The organism is Streptomyces sp. NPDC091280 (assembly GCF_044768565.1).
In the GTDB taxonomy this organism is placed as follows: Bacteria; Actinomycetota; Actinomycetes; order Streptomycetales; family Streptomycetaceae; genus Streptomyces.
In genome coordinates this window covers 759,807-777,700 of sequence record NZ_JBIVUZ010000001.1, presented here as the reverse complement: position 1 = coordinate 777,700, position 17,894 = coordinate 759,807, and the positions used below count along the sequence as shown (strand labels likewise).

At 70.5% G+C, this 17,894-nt stretch carries 16 protein-coding genes; 10 read left to right on the top strand and 6 right to left on the bottom strand.

Annotated features, from left to right (window positions below; all coding sequences use genetic code 11):
* The first annotated feature begins 145 nt into the window (after positions 1-145).
* The 4 genes from ACIQPR_RS03585 (at position 146) to groL (ending at position 4,220) form a co-directional block, all read left to right on the top strand.
* Entirely contained in the window at positions 146-1,075 is a 930-nt protein-coding gene (locus ACIQPR_RS03585) for a polysaccharide deacetylase family protein (RefSeq protein ID WP_403641278.1), read from the top strand.
* The gene (locus ACIQPR_RS03580; RefSeq protein WP_403641275.1) at positions 1,072-1,770 is read left to right on the top strand and encodes a hypothetical protein; all 699 of its coding nucleotides are present in this window, start codon (positions 1,072-1,074) and stop codon (positions 1,768-1,770) included. Before ACIQPR_RS03585 ends, ACIQPR_RS03580 begins: the two co-directional genes overlap by 4 nt.
* Positions 1,771-2,132: 362 nt before the next feature.
* Positions 2,133-2,441 carry a co-chaperone GroES gene (gene groES, locus ACIQPR_RS03575; RefSeq protein ID WP_008747517.1) on the top strand — a complete coding sequence of 103 codons (309 nt, stop codon included), beginning with the start codon at positions 2,133-2,135 and terminating at the stop codon, positions 2,439-2,441.
* Between the two features lie 153 nt (positions 2,442-2,594).
* Positions 2,595-4,220 carry a chaperonin GroEL gene (groL, locus tag ACIQPR_RS03570; RefSeq protein WP_403641273.1) on the top strand — a complete coding sequence of 542 codons (1,626 nt, stop codon included), beginning with the start codon at positions 2,595-2,597 and terminating at the stop codon, positions 4,218-4,220.
* A 108-nt stretch (positions 4,221-4,328) separates the two neighbouring features.
* Here groL and ACIQPR_RS03565 read toward each other — a convergent pair whose 3' ends face one another.
* Both ACIQPR_RS03565 and ACIQPR_RS03560 read right to left on the bottom strand, forming a co-directional pair.
* Entirely contained in the window at positions 4,329-5,102 is a 774-nt protein-coding gene (locus tag ACIQPR_RS03565; RefSeq protein WP_403641270.1) for an SDR family NAD(P)-dependent oxidoreductase, read from the bottom strand.
* 108 nt (positions 5,103-5,210) lie between these two features.
* A complete protein-coding gene (locus ACIQPR_RS03560) occupies positions 5,211-5,879 on the bottom strand; it encodes an MOSC domain-containing protein (RefSeq protein ID WP_403641267.1) in 669 nt (222 codons plus the stop codon).
* Positions 5,880-5,959: 80 nt separating this feature from the next.
* Between ACIQPR_RS03560 and ACIQPR_RS03555 the strand changes: the two genes are divergently transcribed.
* Positions 5,960-6,868: a LysR family transcriptional regulator gene (locus ACIQPR_RS03555; protein WP_403641264.1), complete on the top strand. Its 909-nt coding sequence runs from the start codon at positions 5,960-5,962 to the stop codon at positions 6,866-6,868.
* Positions 6,869-6,983: 115 nt separating this feature from the next.
* On the opposite strand, the gene ACIQPR_RS03550 is transcribed toward ACIQPR_RS03555, so the two are convergent.
* Positions 6,984-7,313 carry a WhiB family transcriptional regulator gene (locus ACIQPR_RS03550; protein ID WP_403641261.1) on the bottom strand — a complete coding sequence of 110 codons (330 nt, stop codon included), beginning with the start codon at positions 7,311-7,313 and terminating at the stop codon, positions 6,984-6,986.
* 380 nt (positions 7,314-7,693) lie between these two features.
* Here ACIQPR_RS03550 and ACIQPR_RS03545 point away from each other — a divergent pair, with 380 nt between their 5' ends.
* From ACIQPR_RS03545 to ACIQPR_RS03530, 4 genes are all read left to right on the top strand, one after another.
* Positions 7,694-8,305 carry a response regulator transcription factor gene (locus ACIQPR_RS03545; protein WP_003948568.1) on the top strand — a complete coding sequence of 204 codons (612 nt, stop codon included), beginning with the start codon at positions 7,694-7,696 and terminating at the stop codon, positions 8,303-8,305.
* Between the two features lie 266 nt (positions 8,306-8,571).
* Positions 8,572-9,159, top strand: a complete 588-nt coding sequence (locus ACIQPR_RS03540; protein WP_200715865.1) for a sigma-70 family RNA polymerase sigma factor — start codon at positions 8,572-8,574, stop codon at positions 9,157-9,159.
* Between the two features lie 161 nt (positions 9,160-9,320).
* Positions 9,321-10,826 (top strand): IMP dehydrogenase, encoded by a 1,506-nt coding sequence (gene guaB, locus ACIQPR_RS03535; RefSeq protein WP_403641257.1) that lies wholly within the window; start codon positions 9,321-9,323, stop codon positions 10,824-10,826.
* 115 nt (positions 10,827-10,941) lie between these two features.
* The gene (locus tag ACIQPR_RS03530) at positions 10,942-12,066 is read left to right on the top strand and encodes a GuaB3 family IMP dehydrogenase-related protein (protein ID WP_403641254.1); all 1,125 of its coding nucleotides are present in this window, start codon (positions 10,942-10,944) and stop codon (positions 12,064-12,066) included.
* 574 nt (positions 12,067-12,640) lie between these two features.
* Here the strand turns inward: ACIQPR_RS03530 and ACIQPR_RS03525 are convergent.
* Both ACIQPR_RS03525 and ACIQPR_RS03520 read right to left on the bottom strand, forming a co-directional pair.
* A complete protein-coding gene (locus ACIQPR_RS03525) occupies positions 12,641-13,243 on the bottom strand; it encodes a hypothetical protein (RefSeq protein ID WP_403641251.1) in 603 nt (200 codons plus the stop codon).
* A gap of 136 nt (positions 13,244-13,379) precedes the next feature.
* Complete coding sequence (locus ACIQPR_RS03520; protein ID WP_403641248.1) at positions 13,380-14,588, bottom strand: nucleotide sugar dehydrogenase; 1,209 nt, start codon at positions 14,586-14,588, stop codon at positions 13,380-13,382.
* A gap of 271 nt (positions 14,589-14,859) precedes the next feature.
* Between ACIQPR_RS03520 and ACIQPR_RS03515 the strand changes: the two genes are divergently transcribed.
* On the top strand, positions 14,860-16,575 hold the full coding sequence (locus ACIQPR_RS03515) for a glycerol-3-phosphate dehydrogenase/oxidase (RefSeq protein WP_403641245.1): 1,716 nt from the start codon (positions 14,860-14,862) through the stop codon (positions 16,573-16,575).
* 169 nt (positions 16,576-16,744) lie between these two features.
* Here the strand turns inward: ACIQPR_RS03515 and ACIQPR_RS03510 are convergent, their stop codons facing one another.
* A complete protein-coding gene (locus ACIQPR_RS03510; protein WP_403641242.1) occupies positions 16,745-17,788 on the bottom strand; it encodes a serine hydrolase domain-containing protein in 1,044 nt (347 codons plus the stop codon).
* Between the last annotated feature and the right edge of the window lie 106 nt (positions 17,789-17,894).

The following is a 17,894-nucleotide window of genomic DNA, read 5'->3' as shown; positions in this document are numbered from 1 at the left end:
GGGACATTGTGGGCCAGTCGGTGGACGGTCTGCCTCCGGTGGCGGTGTGTCGGCGGTGTCGGCACGGGATCGGGGCCGGGGCCTGAAAAGATCCCACCCCATGCGAGTAGTCGTACAAAATGACATCAATCGGACGTGTGAGCGCATGGGGGAGCGGACGGGCGGGCGGGGGTGGAAGCCGGGCGTCCGCGCCGCGCTCGCCGCCCTCGCGCTCGCCGCTCTCGCCTCCGGCTGCGGCCAGTCCGATTCGGGTGCGACCGCGCACCCCGCGCCCCCGGCGCACGGCGCGCGGCCCCTGCACGCGCCCCCCGCCCGCGCGCTCGACTCCTACGCCACCAGGCTGCGCGCCGCCCACACCGCCCGGGTCGCCGCGGCGAAGCGCTGGGGACTGGCGAAGGTGCCGCTCCAGGCCCCGCCGGCGCCCGCGCACAAGCCGGAGATCACCGCGCGCAAGGGCTTCGAGGTGGACGACCAGGAGGAGCTGAACCTCCCGCCGGTCTTCACGACGATCCCCACCAAGCAGAAGATCGTCTTCCTCACGATCGACGACGGCGAGAACAAGGACCCGGCGTTCCTGCGGATGATGGACGAGCTGAAGATCCCGTACACGGCCTTCCTCAGCAACTACCTCGTCAAGGACGACTACGGCTACTTCAGGAAGATGCAGGCCCAGGGGCACACGATCAACAACCACACCCTCACGCACCCCTACCTGCCCGGCCTGTCCTACGCCGAGCAGAAGCGCGAGATCTGCGGCATGCAGGACATCATGAAGAAGCAGTTCGGCAAGGCCCCCACCGTCTTCCGGCCGCCGTACGGGAACTACAACCACGACACCCTCGTCGCCGCCAAGTCCTGCGGCATCAAGTACGCCCCGATCTGGGACGAGGAGGTCTTCGTCGACCACTGGGAGTACCGCGAGGACGACCAGGAACTGCACCCCGGGGACATCGTCCTGACCCACTTCAGGGGCCGAGACGAATGGAAGGGCACGATGGTCGACGACATGCGCCGCTTCCTCGGCAAGGTCACGGCCGAGGGCTACGCGGTGGCGCGCCTTGAGGACTACCTGTGAGGTTCCGGGTACCGGTGGCCGTCGCCCTGGCGGCCACCCTCCTCACCGGCTGCGCCCAGTCCGTCGACCCCATCGAACGGCTCGGCAAGAAGGCCGCCCAGCGCGTCCACCCGCACGGCCCGGCCCCCGAACAGCCGTACCGCCACTGGGGTTTGACGGCCCCCATGGCCCCGGCCCCGAAACCCTCCCCGGGACCTCCCGCCCGCTCCGCCGGCCCCGGCCTGCCACCCGTCGTGGACCACGTCCGCACCCGCGACAGGGTCGTCTTCCTGACCTACGACCACGGCACGGGCGCCCGCCCGGACCCGGGCTTCGCCGACATGGTCCGCGAACTGCGCCTGCCCGTCACCGAGTTCGGCACGCCCCAGGACCACCGCCCCGTCGCGGGCCTGCCCTACGACGCCCAACGCACCCGGATCTGCGGCCACTTGGCCCACCCCCGGCCCCGCCTGCTCCGGCCCCCCGACGGCACGTACGACACGACGACCCGCCGGGCCGCCGCCGACTGCGGCATCTCCGCCCTGGTCCTGTGGCGCGCCTCCACCACCACCGGAACCCTCACCTACGCCCGGGGCGCCCACCGCCTCGTCCCCGGCGACATCGTCCGCATCACCCCGACCGGCACGACGGCCCGACTGCTCCGGGGCATCCAGGAGCGCGGCCTGACGGTGGGGCGCCTGGAGGACTATCTCTGAGGGCTATCTCTGAGGACCACCTCTGCCGCGCCGGTGGCTCACGGCAACTGCCCGGCGCCGGTCGGCACGATCAGCCCGTCCGGCGTTTGAGGACGAGGCCGTCCAGGCCGATCGGGGGGTCCGGGGGCGCAGCCCCAGGGGCGGCAGCCACGGCCGACGGTGGTGAAAAATCCGCTCAAGCGCCGCGGGCATTGGCACTCCGCTTGACCGAGTGCTAATCGCAGTCATAGTCTCAGACCTGGCACTCCCCCCTGGAGAGTGCCAATAGCGACGGGCAGGTCCGGCACCCGCGACGACGGATCCACCTGGTCGCCACCTCAGACAGTTAACCCCGTGAGATCTCCGAAGGGGGAGGTCGGATCGTGACGACCGCCAGCTCCAAGGTTGCCATCAAGCCGCTTGAGGACCGCATCGTGGTCCAGCCGCTCGACGCCGAGCAGACCACGGCCTCCGGCCTGGTCATTCCGGACACCGCGAAGGAGAAGCCCCAGGAGGGCGTCGTCCTCGCCGTGGGCCCGGGCCGCTTCGAGAACGGCGAGCGCCTGCCGCTCGACGTCAAGACCGGCGACATCGTGCTGTACAGCAAGTACGGCGGCACCGAAGTGAAGTACAGCGGCGAGGAGTACCTCGTCCTCTCGGCCCGCGACGTGCTCGCGATCATCGAGAAGTAATTCGCTTCAAGCACCGTCTGAAGCACATTCAGTATGTGACTGAAGCACATTCAGTATGTGAGCTGCGCCCCTGGCCCCCGCGACCTTATGAAGCCGGGCGTCGGGGGCGCGGTTCGTTTCACCCACGTTTTCCGAGAGGGCTGAACCGCTCCCATGGCGAAGATCCTGAAGTTCGACGAGGACGCCCGTCGCGCCCTTGAGCGCGGCGTCAACAAGCTTGCCGACACGGTGAAGGTGACGATCGGCCCCAAGGGCCGCAACGTCGTCATCGACAAGAAGTTCGGCGCCCCCACCATCACCAACGACGGTGTCACCATCGCCCGCGAGGTCGAGCTCGACGACCCGTACGAGAACCTCGGCGCCCAGCTGGTGAAGGAGGTGGCGACCAAGACCAACGACATCGCGGGTGACGGCACCACCACCGCCACCGTGCTCGCCCAGGCGCTCGTCCGCGAGGGCCTGCGCAACGTCGCCGCCGGTGCCTCCCCGGCCGCCCTGAAGAAGGGCATCGACGCCGCCGTCAAGGCCGTGTCCGAGGAGCTGCTGGCCACCGCGCGCCCGATCGACGACAAGGCCGACATCGCGGCCGTCGCCGGCCTGTCCGCCCAGGACAGCCAGGTCGGCGAGCTCATCGCCGAGGCGATGGACAAGGTCGGCAAGGACGGTGTCATCACCGTCGAGGAGTCCAACACCTTCGGTCTGGAGCTGGACTTCACCGAGGGCATGGCCTTCGACAAGGGCTACCTGTCGCCGTACTTCGTGACGGACCAGGAGCGGATGGAAGCGGTCCTCGAAGACCCGTACATCCTCATCCACCAGGGCAAGATCAGCTCCATCCAGGACCTGCTGCCGCTGCTGGAGAAGGTCATCCAGGCCAACGCCTCCAAGCCGCTGCTGATCATCGCCGAGGACGTCGAGGGCGAGGCCCTGTCGACCCTGGTCGTGAACAAGATCCGCGGCACGTTCAACGCGGTCGCGGTCAAGGCCCCCGGCTTCGGCGACCGCCGCAAGGCGATGCTCGGCGACCTCGCCACCCTCACCGGCGGTCAGGTCATCGCCGAGGAGGTCGGCCTCAAGCTCGACCAGGTCGGCCTGGACGTGCTCGGCTCCGCCCGTCGCGTGACCGTCACCAAGGACGACACGACCGTCGTCGACGGTGCCGGCGACGCCTCCGAGGTCGCGGGCCGCGTCAACCAGATCAAGGCCGAGATCGAGAACACGGACTCCGACTGGGACCGCGAGAAGCTCCAGGAGCGCCTCGCGAAGCTGGCCGGCGGCGTGTGCGTGATCAAGGTCGGCGCCGCCACCGAGGTGGAGCTGAAGGAGAAGAAGCACCGTCTGGAGGACGCCATCTCCGCGACCCGCGCCGCGGTCGAGGAGGGCATCGTCTCCGGTGGTGGCTCCGCTCTGGTCCACGCCGCCAAGGTCCTCGAGGGCAACCTCGACAAGACCGGCGACGAGGCCACCGGTGTCGCGGTCGTGCGCCGCGCGGTCGTCGAGCCGCTGCGCTGGATCGCCGAGAACGCCGGCCTTGAGGGCTACGTCATCACCTCCAAGGTCGCCGACCTGGAGCCCGGCCAGGGCTTCAACGCCGCGACCGGCGAGTACGGCGACCTGGTCAAGGCCGGTGTCATCGACCCGGTCAAGGTCACCCGCTCCGCCCTGGAGAACGCCGCCTCCATCGCCTCCCTCCTCCTCACGACCGAGACCCTGGTCGTCGAGAAGAAGGAAGAGGAGGAGCCCGCCGCCGCCGGTCACGGCCACGGCCACTCCCACTGACGCGAGTCGGTGAACCCGTAGCAGGACCTGTGACAGACCGAAGGCCCGGCACCCCTCTGGGGGAGCCGGGCCTTCGTGCCGCTGTCACCGTCGCCAGGGCGGCTGCCGTCACCGCGGCCCGTACTTCCGCCCGGTCTTCGACGTGATCCCGCCGAGCACCGCCTGCGGAGTGACCTTCACCAGGCCCATCAGCGCCTTGTAGCGCGGGTCGGGGATCGACAGCGACTTGCCGCGCGCCAGATCCGTGAGCGCCGCCGCGACCAGCTTGTCCGCGTCCAGCCACATCCAGTTCGGGATGTTGTCCGTGCCCATCCCGGCCCGCTCGTGGAACTCGGTCCGCACGAAACCGGGCGCCAGCGCCATCAGCCGTACGCCCGTCCCGGCCAGGTCCTTGGCCGCCCCCTGCGTGAACTGCACCACCCACGCCTTCGACGCGCCGTACGTCCCGCGCGGTACGAAGGCCGCCACCGACGCCACATTGACGACCCCGCCGCGCCCGCGCTCGCGCATCGCCTCGGTCGCCGCGCCGGTCAGCCGCAGCACCGCCTCGCAGTGCACCTTCAGCATCCTCAGCTCGTCCGCCATCGGTACGTCGAGATAGCGGCCCTTGTTGCCGAAGCCGGCGTTGTTGACCAGCAGGTCGACCGGGTTCTTGCGGTCGGAGAGCCGGGCTGCGACCGTCTCGATGCCCTCGTCGGTGGCGAGGTCGGCGGTCAGCACCTCCGCCTCGATGCCGTGCCGGTCGTGCAGTTCGGTCGCCTGCTCGCCGAGCCGCGCGGTGTTCCGCGCCACCAGCACGAGGTTGTGTCCGTCCGCCGCGAGCCGCCGCGCGAACGCGGCACCGATCCCCGCGGTCGATCCCGTAATCAATGCCGTTGTCATGGCGCAAGATTAGTGACCCCGGGCGATCGGGCCGGATCTCTGCACAGGCCCTCCCGATCCGTGACGAACACGTGTCGAACAAAGCGTCGAACAGGCCGTGACGGCAGGTCAGCCGGTGTGCTCCGCGACATACTTCCGGGCCTGCGCGAGAGCCTCCGGATGCAGCGCCTCGCCCGCCGGGAGCAGCCGCGGCAGCAGCGCCCGCTCGGTCGTCACGGCCCGGAACTGAAGGGCCACCGTCACCTCGTGACCGGGCCGGTGCACGATCTCGATCGCGTCCCCCGCCCGGATCTCACCGGGTTCGATCACCCGCAGATAGGCTCCCGGCGCACCCTTCAAGGTGAACCGTTTCACCCACCCGCGTTCGCCCAGATGGTCCTGGAAGGTGCGGCACGGAATCCGCCCGGAGGTGACTTCCAGGACCACCTCGGCCCCGATCCGCCACCGCTCCCCGATCCGCGCGCCGGACACGTCAAGGCCCAGGGTCGTCAGGTTCTCCCCGAAGGAGCCGTTGGCCAGCGGGTGCCCCAACTCCCGCTCCCAGTCGTCGAGATCCTCGCGCGCGACCGCGTACACCGCCTGGTCGTCGCCGCCGTGATGGCGCAGATGGCACACGGCGTCCCCGGCGAGACCGCTGCCCGCGACCCCCTTGGGACCGGGCGCGCTCACCCGGACGGGCCCGTCGGTCGGCCGCTTGTCGATCCCCGTCACGCCGTCCGGCTGGTCCGTGTACGGCACGGCCGTGGCGCGGCCCAGGTTCAGCGAGAGAAGCTTCATGAGGTCACGGTAGGCGAGAGCGCCCCAAAGCCGCGGCGGATTATTCCCCCGTACACCCAAGGTCGGCTTATGCTCGGCGGATGATCGAGGCCCGACATCTCCGTGTGCTGCGCGCCGTCGCCGCCACCGGCTCCTTCTCGGCGGCCGGCCGCGAACTGGGCTGCACCCAGCCCGCCGTGAGCCAGCAGATGAAGGCCCTGGAGACCTCGATCGGCACCCCGCTGCTGATCCGCACCGGCCGTGAGATGCGCCTGACCCAGGCGGGCGAGGCCCTGGTCCGGCACGCGGCCGGCATCCTCGCCGGGCTGACCGCCGCCGAGGAGGAGGTCGCCGCCATCGCGGGCCTGCGGGCCGGCCGGGTCCGGCTGGTCTCCTTCCCGAGCGGCAGCTCGACCCTCGTCCCCACGGCCCTCGCCGCCCTGCGCGCCGCCCACCCCGGCACCCGCGTCTTCCTGGAGGAGGCCGAGCCGCCGAACTCCGTCGACCTCCTCAGGGAGGGCGACTGCGACATCGCCCTCGCCTTCCGCTACGAGACGGCGGCGGGCGCGGAGGACTGGTCCGACCTGGTGGTACGACCGCTGCTCCGCGACCGCCTGGTGGCCCTGGTCCCGGAAAAGCACCGCCACGCGCGCGTGCGGTCGGTCGCCATCGCGGACCTCGCCGCCGACCCCTGGATCGCCGGCTGCCCGCGCTGCCGCGGCCAGTTGGTCGAGGTGTGCGAGAAGGCGGGCTTCACCCCGCGCATCGACTTCGCGACCGACGACTATCCGGCGGTCGTCGGCCTGGTGAGCGCGGGCCTGGGCGTCGCCGTCCTGCCCCAGCTCGCCATCGAGTCCGTACGGCCCCGGGGCGCGCGGACGGTGACCCTGGAACCGGCGGTGCGGCGGGAGATCGTCGCGCTGACCCTGCCCGACCTGGCACGCGTGCCCGCGGTGGCGGCGACGCTGGACCAGCTGGCGCGGGCGGCCACGGCGGGCCGCCAGAAGTAGGGGGCACGGCGGGCCGCCAAAAGTGGGGGCCACGGCGGGCCGCGAAAAGTAAGGGGCACGCGTGCGCGTGCCCGTCCTTGCGGTCGTCTTGCGGTCTCCTTGCAGAAACGTTCCTTCAGGTGTTCGAGACGGTGTCCCCACCGCTGGCCGAGGCCGACACCAGCCGGTTGCGGGCCCGTCCCATCAGTTCTTCGCGCTCGTCCTCGGTGAGGCCGCCCCAGACGCCGTACGGCTCGCGCACCGCCAGCGCGTGCGCCGCGCACTGTGCGCGGACCGGGCACCTCATGCAGACCTCCTTGGCCGAGTTCTCACGAGCGCTTCGTGCCGCACCGCGCTCGCCCTCGGGATGAAAGAAGAGCGAGCTGTCGACCCCTCGGCAGGCAGCCAGGAGCTGCCAGTCCCACAGGTCCGCGTTCGGTCCGGGAAGGCGGGAGAAATCTGCCATTGCGTGACCCCTTGTAGCCGTTATGGGCGGATACGGTGTCCACGACCGTACAACTACGATCTAAGGAGATGAAAATATGACTCATTGCGAATCTAGCCTTAGACACCATGAAAAGGGAAGAAATAGGGCTGAATGGGGCACTGGTTGTGATGAAAGCTTGAGGGTCGGCCGCGCATCCCTCCGCCGTGTCCGCACCCTCACGTAGAGTGCCGAAGACGACACACGGCCCCGTAACTCTTTCGAGTGACCGTCGTTGAGAGTGCGAGGCGGTTGCAAACACAAGTGCTCGGGCAGGCGTCCGAGACGGTCGACCGCACAGGTGACGATTTCGTACCAGCCTGGAGGCTCAAGGTGACGCGCATCAGCTGCGGAGGGCGGCCATGACATCCGTCCTCGTCTGTGACGACTCCCCGCTTGCCCGAGAGGCGCTCCGCCGCGCGGTCGCGACCGTGCCCGGTGTCGAGCGCGTGACGACCGCGGCCAACGGGGAGGAAGTCCTCCGCCGCTGGGGCGCCGACCGCTCGGACCTCATCCTGATGGACGTCCGCATGCCCGGACTCGGCGGTGTCGAGACCGTGCGGCGGCTGCTCTCCGCCGACCCGGGCGCCCGCATCATCATGCTCACCGTCGCCGAAGACCTGGACGGCGTGGCCCTCGCGGTCGCGGCCGGCGCCCGCGGCTATCTGCACAAGGACGCCTCGCGCGCCGAACTGCGGGCCACGGTCACCCAGGCCCTCGCCGACCCGACCTGGCGACTGGCCCCGCGCCGGCTGCGGTCCGCCGAGATGGGCGCCGCGCCGACGCTCACCGCACGCGAGATCCAGGTCCTCGAAGGCATGAGCCACGGCCGCTCCAACGCGGAGATCGGCCGTGAGCTGTTCCTCTCCGAGGACACCGTCAAGACCCACGCCCGGCGGCTCTTCAAGAAACTCGGCGCCTCGGACCGGGCGCACGCCGTGGCGCTCGGTTTCCGCTGGGGTCTGGTCCGTTAGGGCCAGGTCAGTGGGTTGTAGCGGGGGTACGGGAATCCCCGCCTGTCTGCGGGCGGGCGGGGAGGGTGACGGGGCCCGCCGGGCGCCCGCTGCTCGTTTCGCCGCGGATGCCGCATCCTTGAGATGTGGAGTTCCTCGGGGACGAGTCGGTCGAGCGGGAGGGGAGGGCGCAGGAGATGAGTTCCGGCGCACCTGCTCATAACGCTTCGGTGCACAACAACGGACGCGGTGCCACGGACCACACGGCCGCAAGGCACCATGGACCGATGCGTGACGACGAGGGGGCCAGTGCCCAAGGGGCGATTGGTGGACTCGTCCTTCGCGCGGTCGACGGAGACGAGCAGGCCACGCACGACCTGCTCGCCCACGTACACCCACTGGCCCTGCGCTACTGCCGCACCAGGTTGTCCCGACTCCCGGGCGACGCACGCCACTTCGTGGAGGACCTCGCCCAGGAGGTCTGCGTGGCCGTCCTCCTCGCCCTCCCGCGCTACAAGGACACCGGCCGCCCCTTCGAGGCCTTCGTCTTCGCCATCGCCGCCCACAAGGTCGCCGACCTCCAGCGCGCCGCGATGCGCCACCCGGGTTCCACGGCGGTGCCGTCCGACGAGATGCCCGAGCGCCCGGACGACTCCCTCGGACCCGAGGAGCGCGCCCTGCTCAGCAGTGACGCCGAATGGGCCAAGAAACTCATGGCCAACCTCCCGGAGAACCAGCGCGAACTGCTCCTGCTGCGCATCGCCGTGGGCCTGACGGCCGAGGAGACCGGCCAGATGTTGGGAATGTCACCCGGCGCGGTCCGGGTCGCCCAGCACCGTGCGCTGAGCCGTCTGCGGGCCCTGGCCGAGCAGTAACACCGGTACGCGCGACACCTTTTTTGAACAGCCGGGCGCCCGGTTCCGTACGAACATACGAAGCCCGGAGTCGGCCGTAGCCGTCGAATCATGGAATTCGCGGCCCCTGCTTCCCGTTAGCATGGACATCCGCACCGATCAAGGCCATTGGGGAAGGTGTCATGACTGCAAACGTCGACGGAGTGCCCGCCAAATTCGCGACACTGGGGCTGACCTACGACGACGTGCTGCTGCTGCCGGGCGCGTCCGAGGTGCTCCCGAACGCGGTCGACACCTCGTCCCGCATCTCGCGCAACGTCCGGGTCAACATCCCGCTGCTCTCCGCGGCGATGGACAAGGTGACCGAGTCCCGGATGGCCATCGCGATGGCCCGCCAGGGCGGCGTCGGCGTCCTGCACCGCAACCTGTCCGTCGAGGACCAGGTCAACCAGGTCGACCTCGTGAAGCGCTCCGAGTCCGGCATGGTCACCGACCCGATCACCGTGCACCCGGACGCCACGCTCGCCGAGGCCGACGCCCTGTGCGCCAAGTTCCGCATCAGCGGCGTCCCGGTCACCGACGGCAACAAGAAGCTGCTCGGCATCGTCACCAACCGCGACATGGCCTTCGAGACCGACCGCTCCCGTCAGGTGCGCGAGGTCATGACCCCGATGCCCCTGGTCACCGGCAAGGTCGGCATCACCGGCGCCGACGCCATGCAGCTGCTGCGTCGCCACAAGATCGAGAAGCTTCCCCTGGTCGACGAGGCCGGCGTCCTCAAGGGCCTCATCACGGTCAAGGACTTCGTCAAGGCCGAGCAGTACCCGCACGCCGCCAAGGACGCCGAGGGCCGCCTCATCGTCGGCGCCGCCGTCGGCGCCAGCCCCGAGGCGCTCGACCGCGCCCAGGCCCTCGCCGAGGCCGGCGTGGACTTCCTGGTCGTCGACACCTCGCACGGCCACAACAGCAACGCCCTCAGCTGGATGTCGAAGATCAAGTCGAGCGTCGGCGTCGACGTGATCGGCGGCAATGTGGCGACCCGCGACGGCGCCCAGGCCCTGGTCGACGCGGGTGTCGACGGCATCAAGGTCGGCGTCGGCCCCGGCTCCATCTGCACCACCCGCGTGGTCGCCGGCATCGGCGTCCCGCAGGTCACCGCCATCTACGAAGCCTCCCTCGCCGCCCGCGCGGCCGGCGTCCCGCTCATCGGCGACGGCGGCCTCCAGTACTCCGGCGACATCGGCAAGGCGCTCGCCGCCGGCGCCGACACGGTGATGCTCGGCAGCCTCCTCGCGGGCTGCGAGGAGTCCCCGGGCGAGCTCCAGTTCATCAACGGCAAGCAGTTCAAGTCCTACCGCGGCATGGGCTCGCTCGGCGCGATGCAGTCCCGCGGCCAGGGCCGGTCGTACTCCAAGGACCGCTACTTCCAGGCCGAGGTCGCCTCCGACGACAAGCTCGTCCCCGAGGGCATCGAGGGCCAGGTGCCCTACCGCGGCCCGTTGGCCAACGTGCTGCACCAGCTCGTCGGCGGCCTGCGCCAGACCATGGGCTATGTGGGCGCGGCCACCATCGAGGAGATGGAGACCAAGGGCCGCTTCGTCCGCATCACGTCCGCGGGCCTCAAGGAGAGCCACCCGCACGACATCCAGATGACGGTCGAGGCACCGAACTACAGCCGCAGCAAGTGAGCGCCACGCGCGCGTGAAGCGGGTCGAGGGCGGCTCCGGAGCATCCGGGGCCGCCCTTGTCGTACCCGTCGGCGATACTGGAAGACGCTGAGACGCAGAAGGAAAGGCCACAGACGTGACTGAGATCGAGATCGGGCGCGGCAAGCGCGGGCGCAGGGCGTACGCCTTCGACGACATCGCCGTCGTCCCCAGCCGCCGTACGCGGGACCCGAAGGAGGTCTCGATCGCCTGGCAGATCGACGCCTACCGCTTCGAACTGCCCTTCCTGGCCGCCCCCATGGACTCGGTCGTCTCCCCGGCCACCGCGATCCGCATCGGCGAGCTCGGCGGCCTCGGCGTGCTCAACCTCGAAGGACTCTGGACCCGCTACGAGGACCCGCAGTCCCTGCTCGACGAGATCACCGAGCTGGACGCGGACGCCGCGACCCGCCGCCTCCAGGAGATCTACGCGGCTCCCATCAAGGAGGAGCTGATCGGCCGGCGCATCAAGGAGGTGCGCGACTCGGGCGTGGTCACCGCCGCCGCGCTCTCCCCGCAGCGCACGGCCCAGTTCTCCAAGGCCGTCGTCGACGCGGGCGTGGACATCTTCGTCATCCGCGGTACGACGGTCTCCGCCGAGCACGTGTCCGGTTCGCACGAGCCGCTGAACCTGAAGCAGTTCATCTACGAACTCGACGTCCCGGTCATCGTCGGCGGCTGCGCCACCTACACGGCGGCCCTGCACCTGATGCGCACGGGCGCGGCCGGTGTCCTGGTCGGCTTCGGCGGCGGCGCCGCGCACACCACGCGCAACGTCCTGGGCATCCAGGTCCCGATGGCGACGGCGGTCGCGGACGTGGCCGCCGCCCGCCGCGACTACATGGACGAGTCCGGCGGCCGGTACGTGCACGTCATCGCCGACGGCGGTGTCGGCTGGTCCGGCGACCTCCCCAAGGCCGTCGCCTGCGGCGCCGACGCGGTCATGATGGGCTCCCCGCTGGCCCGCGCCACGGACGGCCCCGGCAAGGGCCACCACTGGGGCATGGAAGCGGTCAACGAGGAACTCCCGCGCGGCAAGAAGGTCGACCTCGGCACGGTCGGCACGATCGAGGAGATCCTCACCGGCCCGTCGCACGTCCCGGACGGCTCGATGAACATCTTCGGCGCGCTGCGCCGCGCGATGGCGACGACGGGTTACAGCGAACTGAAGGAGTTCCAGCGCGTCGAGGTCACGGTCGCGGACTCCCAGCACAAGCGGTAGCCCCAGTCAGCCCTACGACGCCTCGAAGGGCCCGGACCCGAGCGGTCCGGGCCTTTTCGTGTGCCCAAGTGGGGCTGGCGGGGCGTGAGTTGGAGAGAGGGGGCGCACGGTTGCGTTCGGGGCGAAAGTTCGCTGGTGGGGCGGGTCGGGGCGGTAACGTCCGTGATCGGCGCCCCAGTTGTGCGGGGTGCCCCCTTCCACGGAAATCGTTCCGGACCCGGGCTCTCGGGGCCCGGCCCGAATTCCAGACGAACCGCCTACCGGGCTAATGGGCGGCCTCGTGGAAGGGGGCGCCCATGGGTCGCCACCGCAAGCCCACCTCTTGGGACCGAACCTGGCTTCGGCTGGTGAAGTTCCGGAGGAGGTGCATCTTGTGGATTCACGGCGGAAAGTGAGCGGCCACCCCTATACCAACTAGGGGTGGACACTCCGTTCACTTTTCAGGAGCTCACCGCAGTTAGCCCTGCGGTGGGCTCCACCTGCTTCTCACGGTACCGGCGCCGAAAGTCACACGCCACCAGCCCCCGACGCACACCCCGCCCCGAGCGCCCCCTGCGCAACCCGCGCGCCGGGATCAGAGCGCCGCCTTCTTGGCCCCCGAGAACGCGGCGAACGCGGCGATGGCGAAGAAGAGGAAGGTGATCGGGTCGGCGTCGGCCTTCCAGGCGTCCTGGACCACGTCGAAGTGGTCGAAGAACACCTTGCTGAAGTTCACGCCCAGCTCGTCCGCGCCGATCATCGCCTCGCCGACCAGCTGGCCGAGGTAGACCGCGCCCAGGGCCAGCACGGCGCTGACCACGGGCAGCGCGGGGTTGCGCCCGCCGAGCCTGCCCGCGGCCAGGCCGATCACGAAGCCGACGCCGACCGCCGCCCAGCCGATCTCGTGCTTGGTGGTGCCGATGACGACGCCGTAGATCCCGGCGGCGACCAGCGCGGCGACTACAGCGGTCACTAGACCGAGCGCGATGTTGTTCCTCGGGGGAGCGGGCGGCGCGTACGGAGCCGGGGGCGGCGGCGGTACCGCGCCGGGCTGCTGGGCGTACGGGTTGCCGTCGACCGGCTGCGGCTGCGGCGGCGCGGGCTGCTGCGGCTGGGCCTGGGCCTGGGCCTCAGTCTCGGGCTGGGCCTGGACCTCGGGCTGAGGCTGTGGCTGCGGTGGCGTGGCTGACTGGCTCATGACAGAAATCCCCCCACGGGATACGAAGACGAGAAAGGTGAAGCGGAGATGCGCGCGCACGGAAATGAGACGGCTGTGCGACGAGTGAGGGGAGATTAGCAGGTCGACGTGACCCTGTGACCAGTCGTTTTCGTGCTCAGAGTCGGTGTGCGGCCCCGGTCGGCGTGGCCCCGCGCGTGTCCAGGAGCAACTGGGCCTTCACGGACAGGCCTTGGAGGTCGTACGTCCGGTGCTGCTGGAGCAGGATCGTCAGGTCGGCGTCGGCCGCCGCCTCGTAGAGGGAGTCCGCGCGGGGGACCGGGCGGCCCAGGACGCTCCAGGAGGGGATGTGGGGGTCGTGGTAGCTGACGGAGGCGCCGAGTTCCATGAGCCGGATCGCGATCTCCTGGGCGGGAGTGGCCTGTTGGTCGGCGAGGTCGGCCTTGTAGGTGACGCCCAGGAGGAGGACACGGGCCCCGCGCGCGGACTTGCCGTGCTCGTTGAGGAGCGTGGCGGCGCGCTGGATGACGTAACGGGGCATCTGGTTGTTGACCTGCTGGGCGAGTTCGACCATGCGGAGCGGGCGGCCCCCGGGTGCCGTCAGGCCCTGGGGGACGGCGTGGCCGCCGACGCCCGGGCCGGGGCGGAAGGCCTGGAAGCCGAACGGCTTGGTCTCCGCGCAGCGGATGACGTCCCAGAGGTCGACGCCCAAGTCGTGGCACAGGACGGCCATTTCGTTGACGAGGGCGATGTTGACGTGCCGGAAGTTGGTCTCCAGGAGCTGCACGGTCTCCGCTTCGCGCAGGCCACGCGCGCGTACCACCTTGTCGGTGAGCCGGCCGTAGAAGGCGGCCGCGGACTCGGTGCAGGCCGGGGTCAGGCCGCCGATCACCTTGGGGGTGTTGGCGGGGGTGAAGTCGCGGTTGCCGGGGTCGACGCGGCTGGGGGAGTGGGCGAGGTGGAAGTCGCGGCCCGCGCGGAGGCCGGATCCCTCTTCGAGGAGGGGGCGGAGAAAGTCCTCGGTGGTGCCGGGGTGCACCGGTGACTCCAGGATCACCGTGGTGTGCGGGCGCAGATGCGCGGCGAGGGCGCGGGCGGCCGTCTCCACCTGGCCGAGGTCGAGGCCGCCGTCGGCGTCGGGGGGCGTCGGCGCGCAGATCACGGCGGTGCGTACCCGGCCGAGTTCGGCGGGGTTCGTGGCCGTCCGGAAGCCCCCCGAGAGCATCCGGCGCAGTTCGGCGGGGCTGAGGGAGCCGGCCTCGGGGCCGGTCTTGAAGCCGACCGTGGCGATACCGGCGGCGACAGCGGCCTGGGCCAGGGGCAGGCCGAGAGGACCGAGTCCGATGACGGCGAGATCTGCGGGCATGGCGTGGGCCGTCCTTCCCAGTAACCGAAGCGGGACAGGTGCGCAAGCCCTGTGGACAGAACGAGCGAGCGCAATGTCAGACTAGGAGTAAATATGACCGTTATGCGGGATTGGACGGCTGTGTTTTTCGGCAGTCCTGTGATTGTTGTCCACAGGCTGGGGGCGAGTGGTGGCTGAAGTCGGGCAACCCGGTCAGAATTTGGGCAGGAGGGATACGAACCGGGCTTCGCCGAACGGGTGCGGCCGGCGCTACCGATAGCGGGAGGCAGCGGTGAGGACAGCGACACTGGGTCCGGCGCAGCGGGCCGAGGCACTGGCGGGAATGGCCGAGCGCGAACTGGACGTGCTCGTCGTGGGCGGAGGCGTGGTCGGCGCGGGCACCGCCCTGGACGCCGTGACACGCGGTCTGTCCACCGGACTGGTCGAGGCGCGCGACTGGGCGTCCGGCACATCGAGCAGGTCGAGCAAGCTCATCCACGGCGGCCTGCGCTACCTGGAGATGCTCGACTTCGCCCTCGTCCGCGAGGCCCTCAAGGAACGCGGACTGCTCCTGGAGCGGCTCGCCCCGCACCTGGTGAAGCCGGTGCCGTTCCTGTACCCCCTCCAGCACAAGGGCTGGGAGCGCCTGTACGCCGGCTCCGGCGTCGCGCTCTACGACGGCATGTCGATGGCCCGCGGCCACGGACGCGGCCTGCCCACCCACCGCCACCTGAGCCGCCGTCACGCCCTGCGCGTGGCCCCCGCCTTGAAGAAGGACGCCCTGGTGGGCGCCCTCCAGTACTACGACGCCCAGATGGACGACGCCCGCTATGTGGCCACCCTGGTGCGCACGGCGTCGTCGTACGGCGCGAAGGTCGCCAACCGCGCGCGTGTGACCGGGTTCCTGCGCGAGGGCGAGCGGGTGGTCGGCGCCAAGGTGGAGGACGTCGAGGCGGGCGGCGAGTACGAGATCCGCGCCAAGCAGATCGTGAACGCCACGGGCGTGTGGACCGACGACACGCAGGCCATGGTCGGCGAGCGCGGCCAGTTCCACGTCCGCGCCTCCAAGGGCATCCACCTGGTCGTCCCCAAGGACCGCATCAACTCCAGCAGCGGACTGATCCTGCGCACCGAGAAGTCCGTGCTCTTCGTCATCCCCTGGGGCCGGCACTGGATCGTCGGCACCACCGACACCGACTGGGACCTCGACAAGGCCCACCCGGCCGCCTCCAGCGCCGACATCGACTACCTCCTGGAGCATGTGAACTCGGTCCTCGCGGTACCGCTGACCAGAGACGACGTCCAGGGCGTGTACGCGGGGCTGCGGCCCCTGCTGGCCGGCGAGTCGGACGCCACCAGCAAGCTGTCGCGCGAGCACACCGTGGCGCATCCGGTGCCGGGGCTCGTCGTCGTGGCGGGCGGCAAGTACACGACGTACCGGGTGATGGCCAAGGACGCGGTGGACGAGGCGGTGCACGGGCTCGACATGCGCGTCGCCGAATGCGTCACCGAGGACGTGCCGCTGCTCGGCGCCGAGGGCTATCGCGCGCTGTGGAACGCGCGAGCGCGGATCGCCGCACGGACCGGCATCCACGTGGTGCGCGTCGAACACTTGCTGAACCGTTTCGGGACCATGGCGGAGGAGGTCCTCGACCTCATCGCCAAGGACCCGACACTGGGCGAACCCCTCCAGGCCGCCGACGACTATCTGCGCGCCGAGGTCGTCTACGCCGCCTCGCACGAGGGCGCCCGGCACCTGGACGACGTGCTGACCCGCCGCACCCGCATCTCCATCGAGACCTTCGACCGGGGCACCCGCAGCGCCCGCGAGGCCGCCGAGCTGATGGCACCGGTGCTCGGCTGGGACAAGGACCAGATCGAGCGCGAGGTCGAGCACTACGAGAAGCGGGTGGAGGCCGAGCGCGAGTCGCAGCGCCAGCCCGACGACCTGACGGCGGACGCGGCGCGGTTGGGCGCGCCGGACATCGTGCCGACCGAAGGCGACTGAGGGCGGCTCAGCGCGACCGGGACTCTGCGGGGACTCCGCCGGGGACTCGGCCTGGCGCGGACTCCGCCCGGCGCGGACTCTGCTAGGGCGCGCACCGCTGATCCACTCGACGGCGGCTTCACTCGAACGAGTGTCGTGAGCCGGGATCTTTGTCCGGAACCCGGCCGTTCTACGAGGTGCGGGGGCAGAACTCGGCGGCGAGCAGGGCAGGTTCGAGACCGGGGTCCGCGATCTCGCTCGTGTTCACCCGGAAGGTGAGGACATGACGGCCGTCGACGGTGGCTGCGGTGCGCACGTAGCTGCCCGAGATCCGGCCGTTGTGCCCCCACACCGTGGTGCCGCACGGCAGCCTCACCGGAAACAGCCCCATGCCGTACGAGCCGTGTGCGGTACGGGTGTTGAGCATCTCGCGCAGTTGGCGCGGGGGCAGTAGCGCGCCGCCGAGCAGGGCCGAGTAGAAGCGGTCCAGATCGGCGAGCGTGGTCACCAGCTCGCCCGCGGCGCCGGCCACCTGCGGGTCGAGATCGGTGACGTCGGAGCCGTCGGTCGCGTAGGCGCGGCCGTGCGGCGCGGGAAGAGTGGTGCGGGAGCCCGGGAAGGAGGTGCCCGTCAGACGCAGCGGAGCGATGATGCGGCGCTCGGCCTCGGTGGCGTACGAGCGGCCGGTGACCCGCCGGATCACCAGGCCGAGCAGCACGTAGTTGGTGTTCGAGTAGGAGAAGCGGCCTCGATCGGCCGGAGGGTGGGTGAGCGCGATACGGACGGCCTCGAGCGGTGACACGGGGATCGTGCCCCCGGTGGCCTCGGTGAAGTCGTACAGGCCGCTGGTGTGGGTGAGCAGGGAACGCAGGGTCAGCGCGCGCCCGTCGTTGCCCGCCCCGCGCACCAGGCCCGGCAGGTACCGCTCCACCGGGTCGGACAGCGACAGCCGGTGTTCCACGGCCAGTTGGAGGACGACCGTCGCGATGAAGGTCTTCGTGATGCTGCCCGCGCGGAAGTGGTCGGCACGGCTGACACCCGTTCCGGCCTGCGTGTAACGGAGGCCTGTCCCGTCGGCGGCCAGGAGCGCCGCGCCGGGTGCTCTGCCCCTGCTGACCAGCAGGGGGACCAGGGCGCTCGGGGTCGCTGTGGCACCTGCCCGGGAGGCCGCCGGGGACAGGCAGAGGAGCGCCAGGGACACCGGAATGGCCAGCAGTGTCCGAGGGATGGGCATCGCGAACCTCCGTTCTCGACGGTCATCCTGCCCCCCTTGGCTGTGTGACCTGCGCAGGATGTCCGACCTGATGCGCGGGGCGTGCGCCACGAGAGGCCCCCTGGGC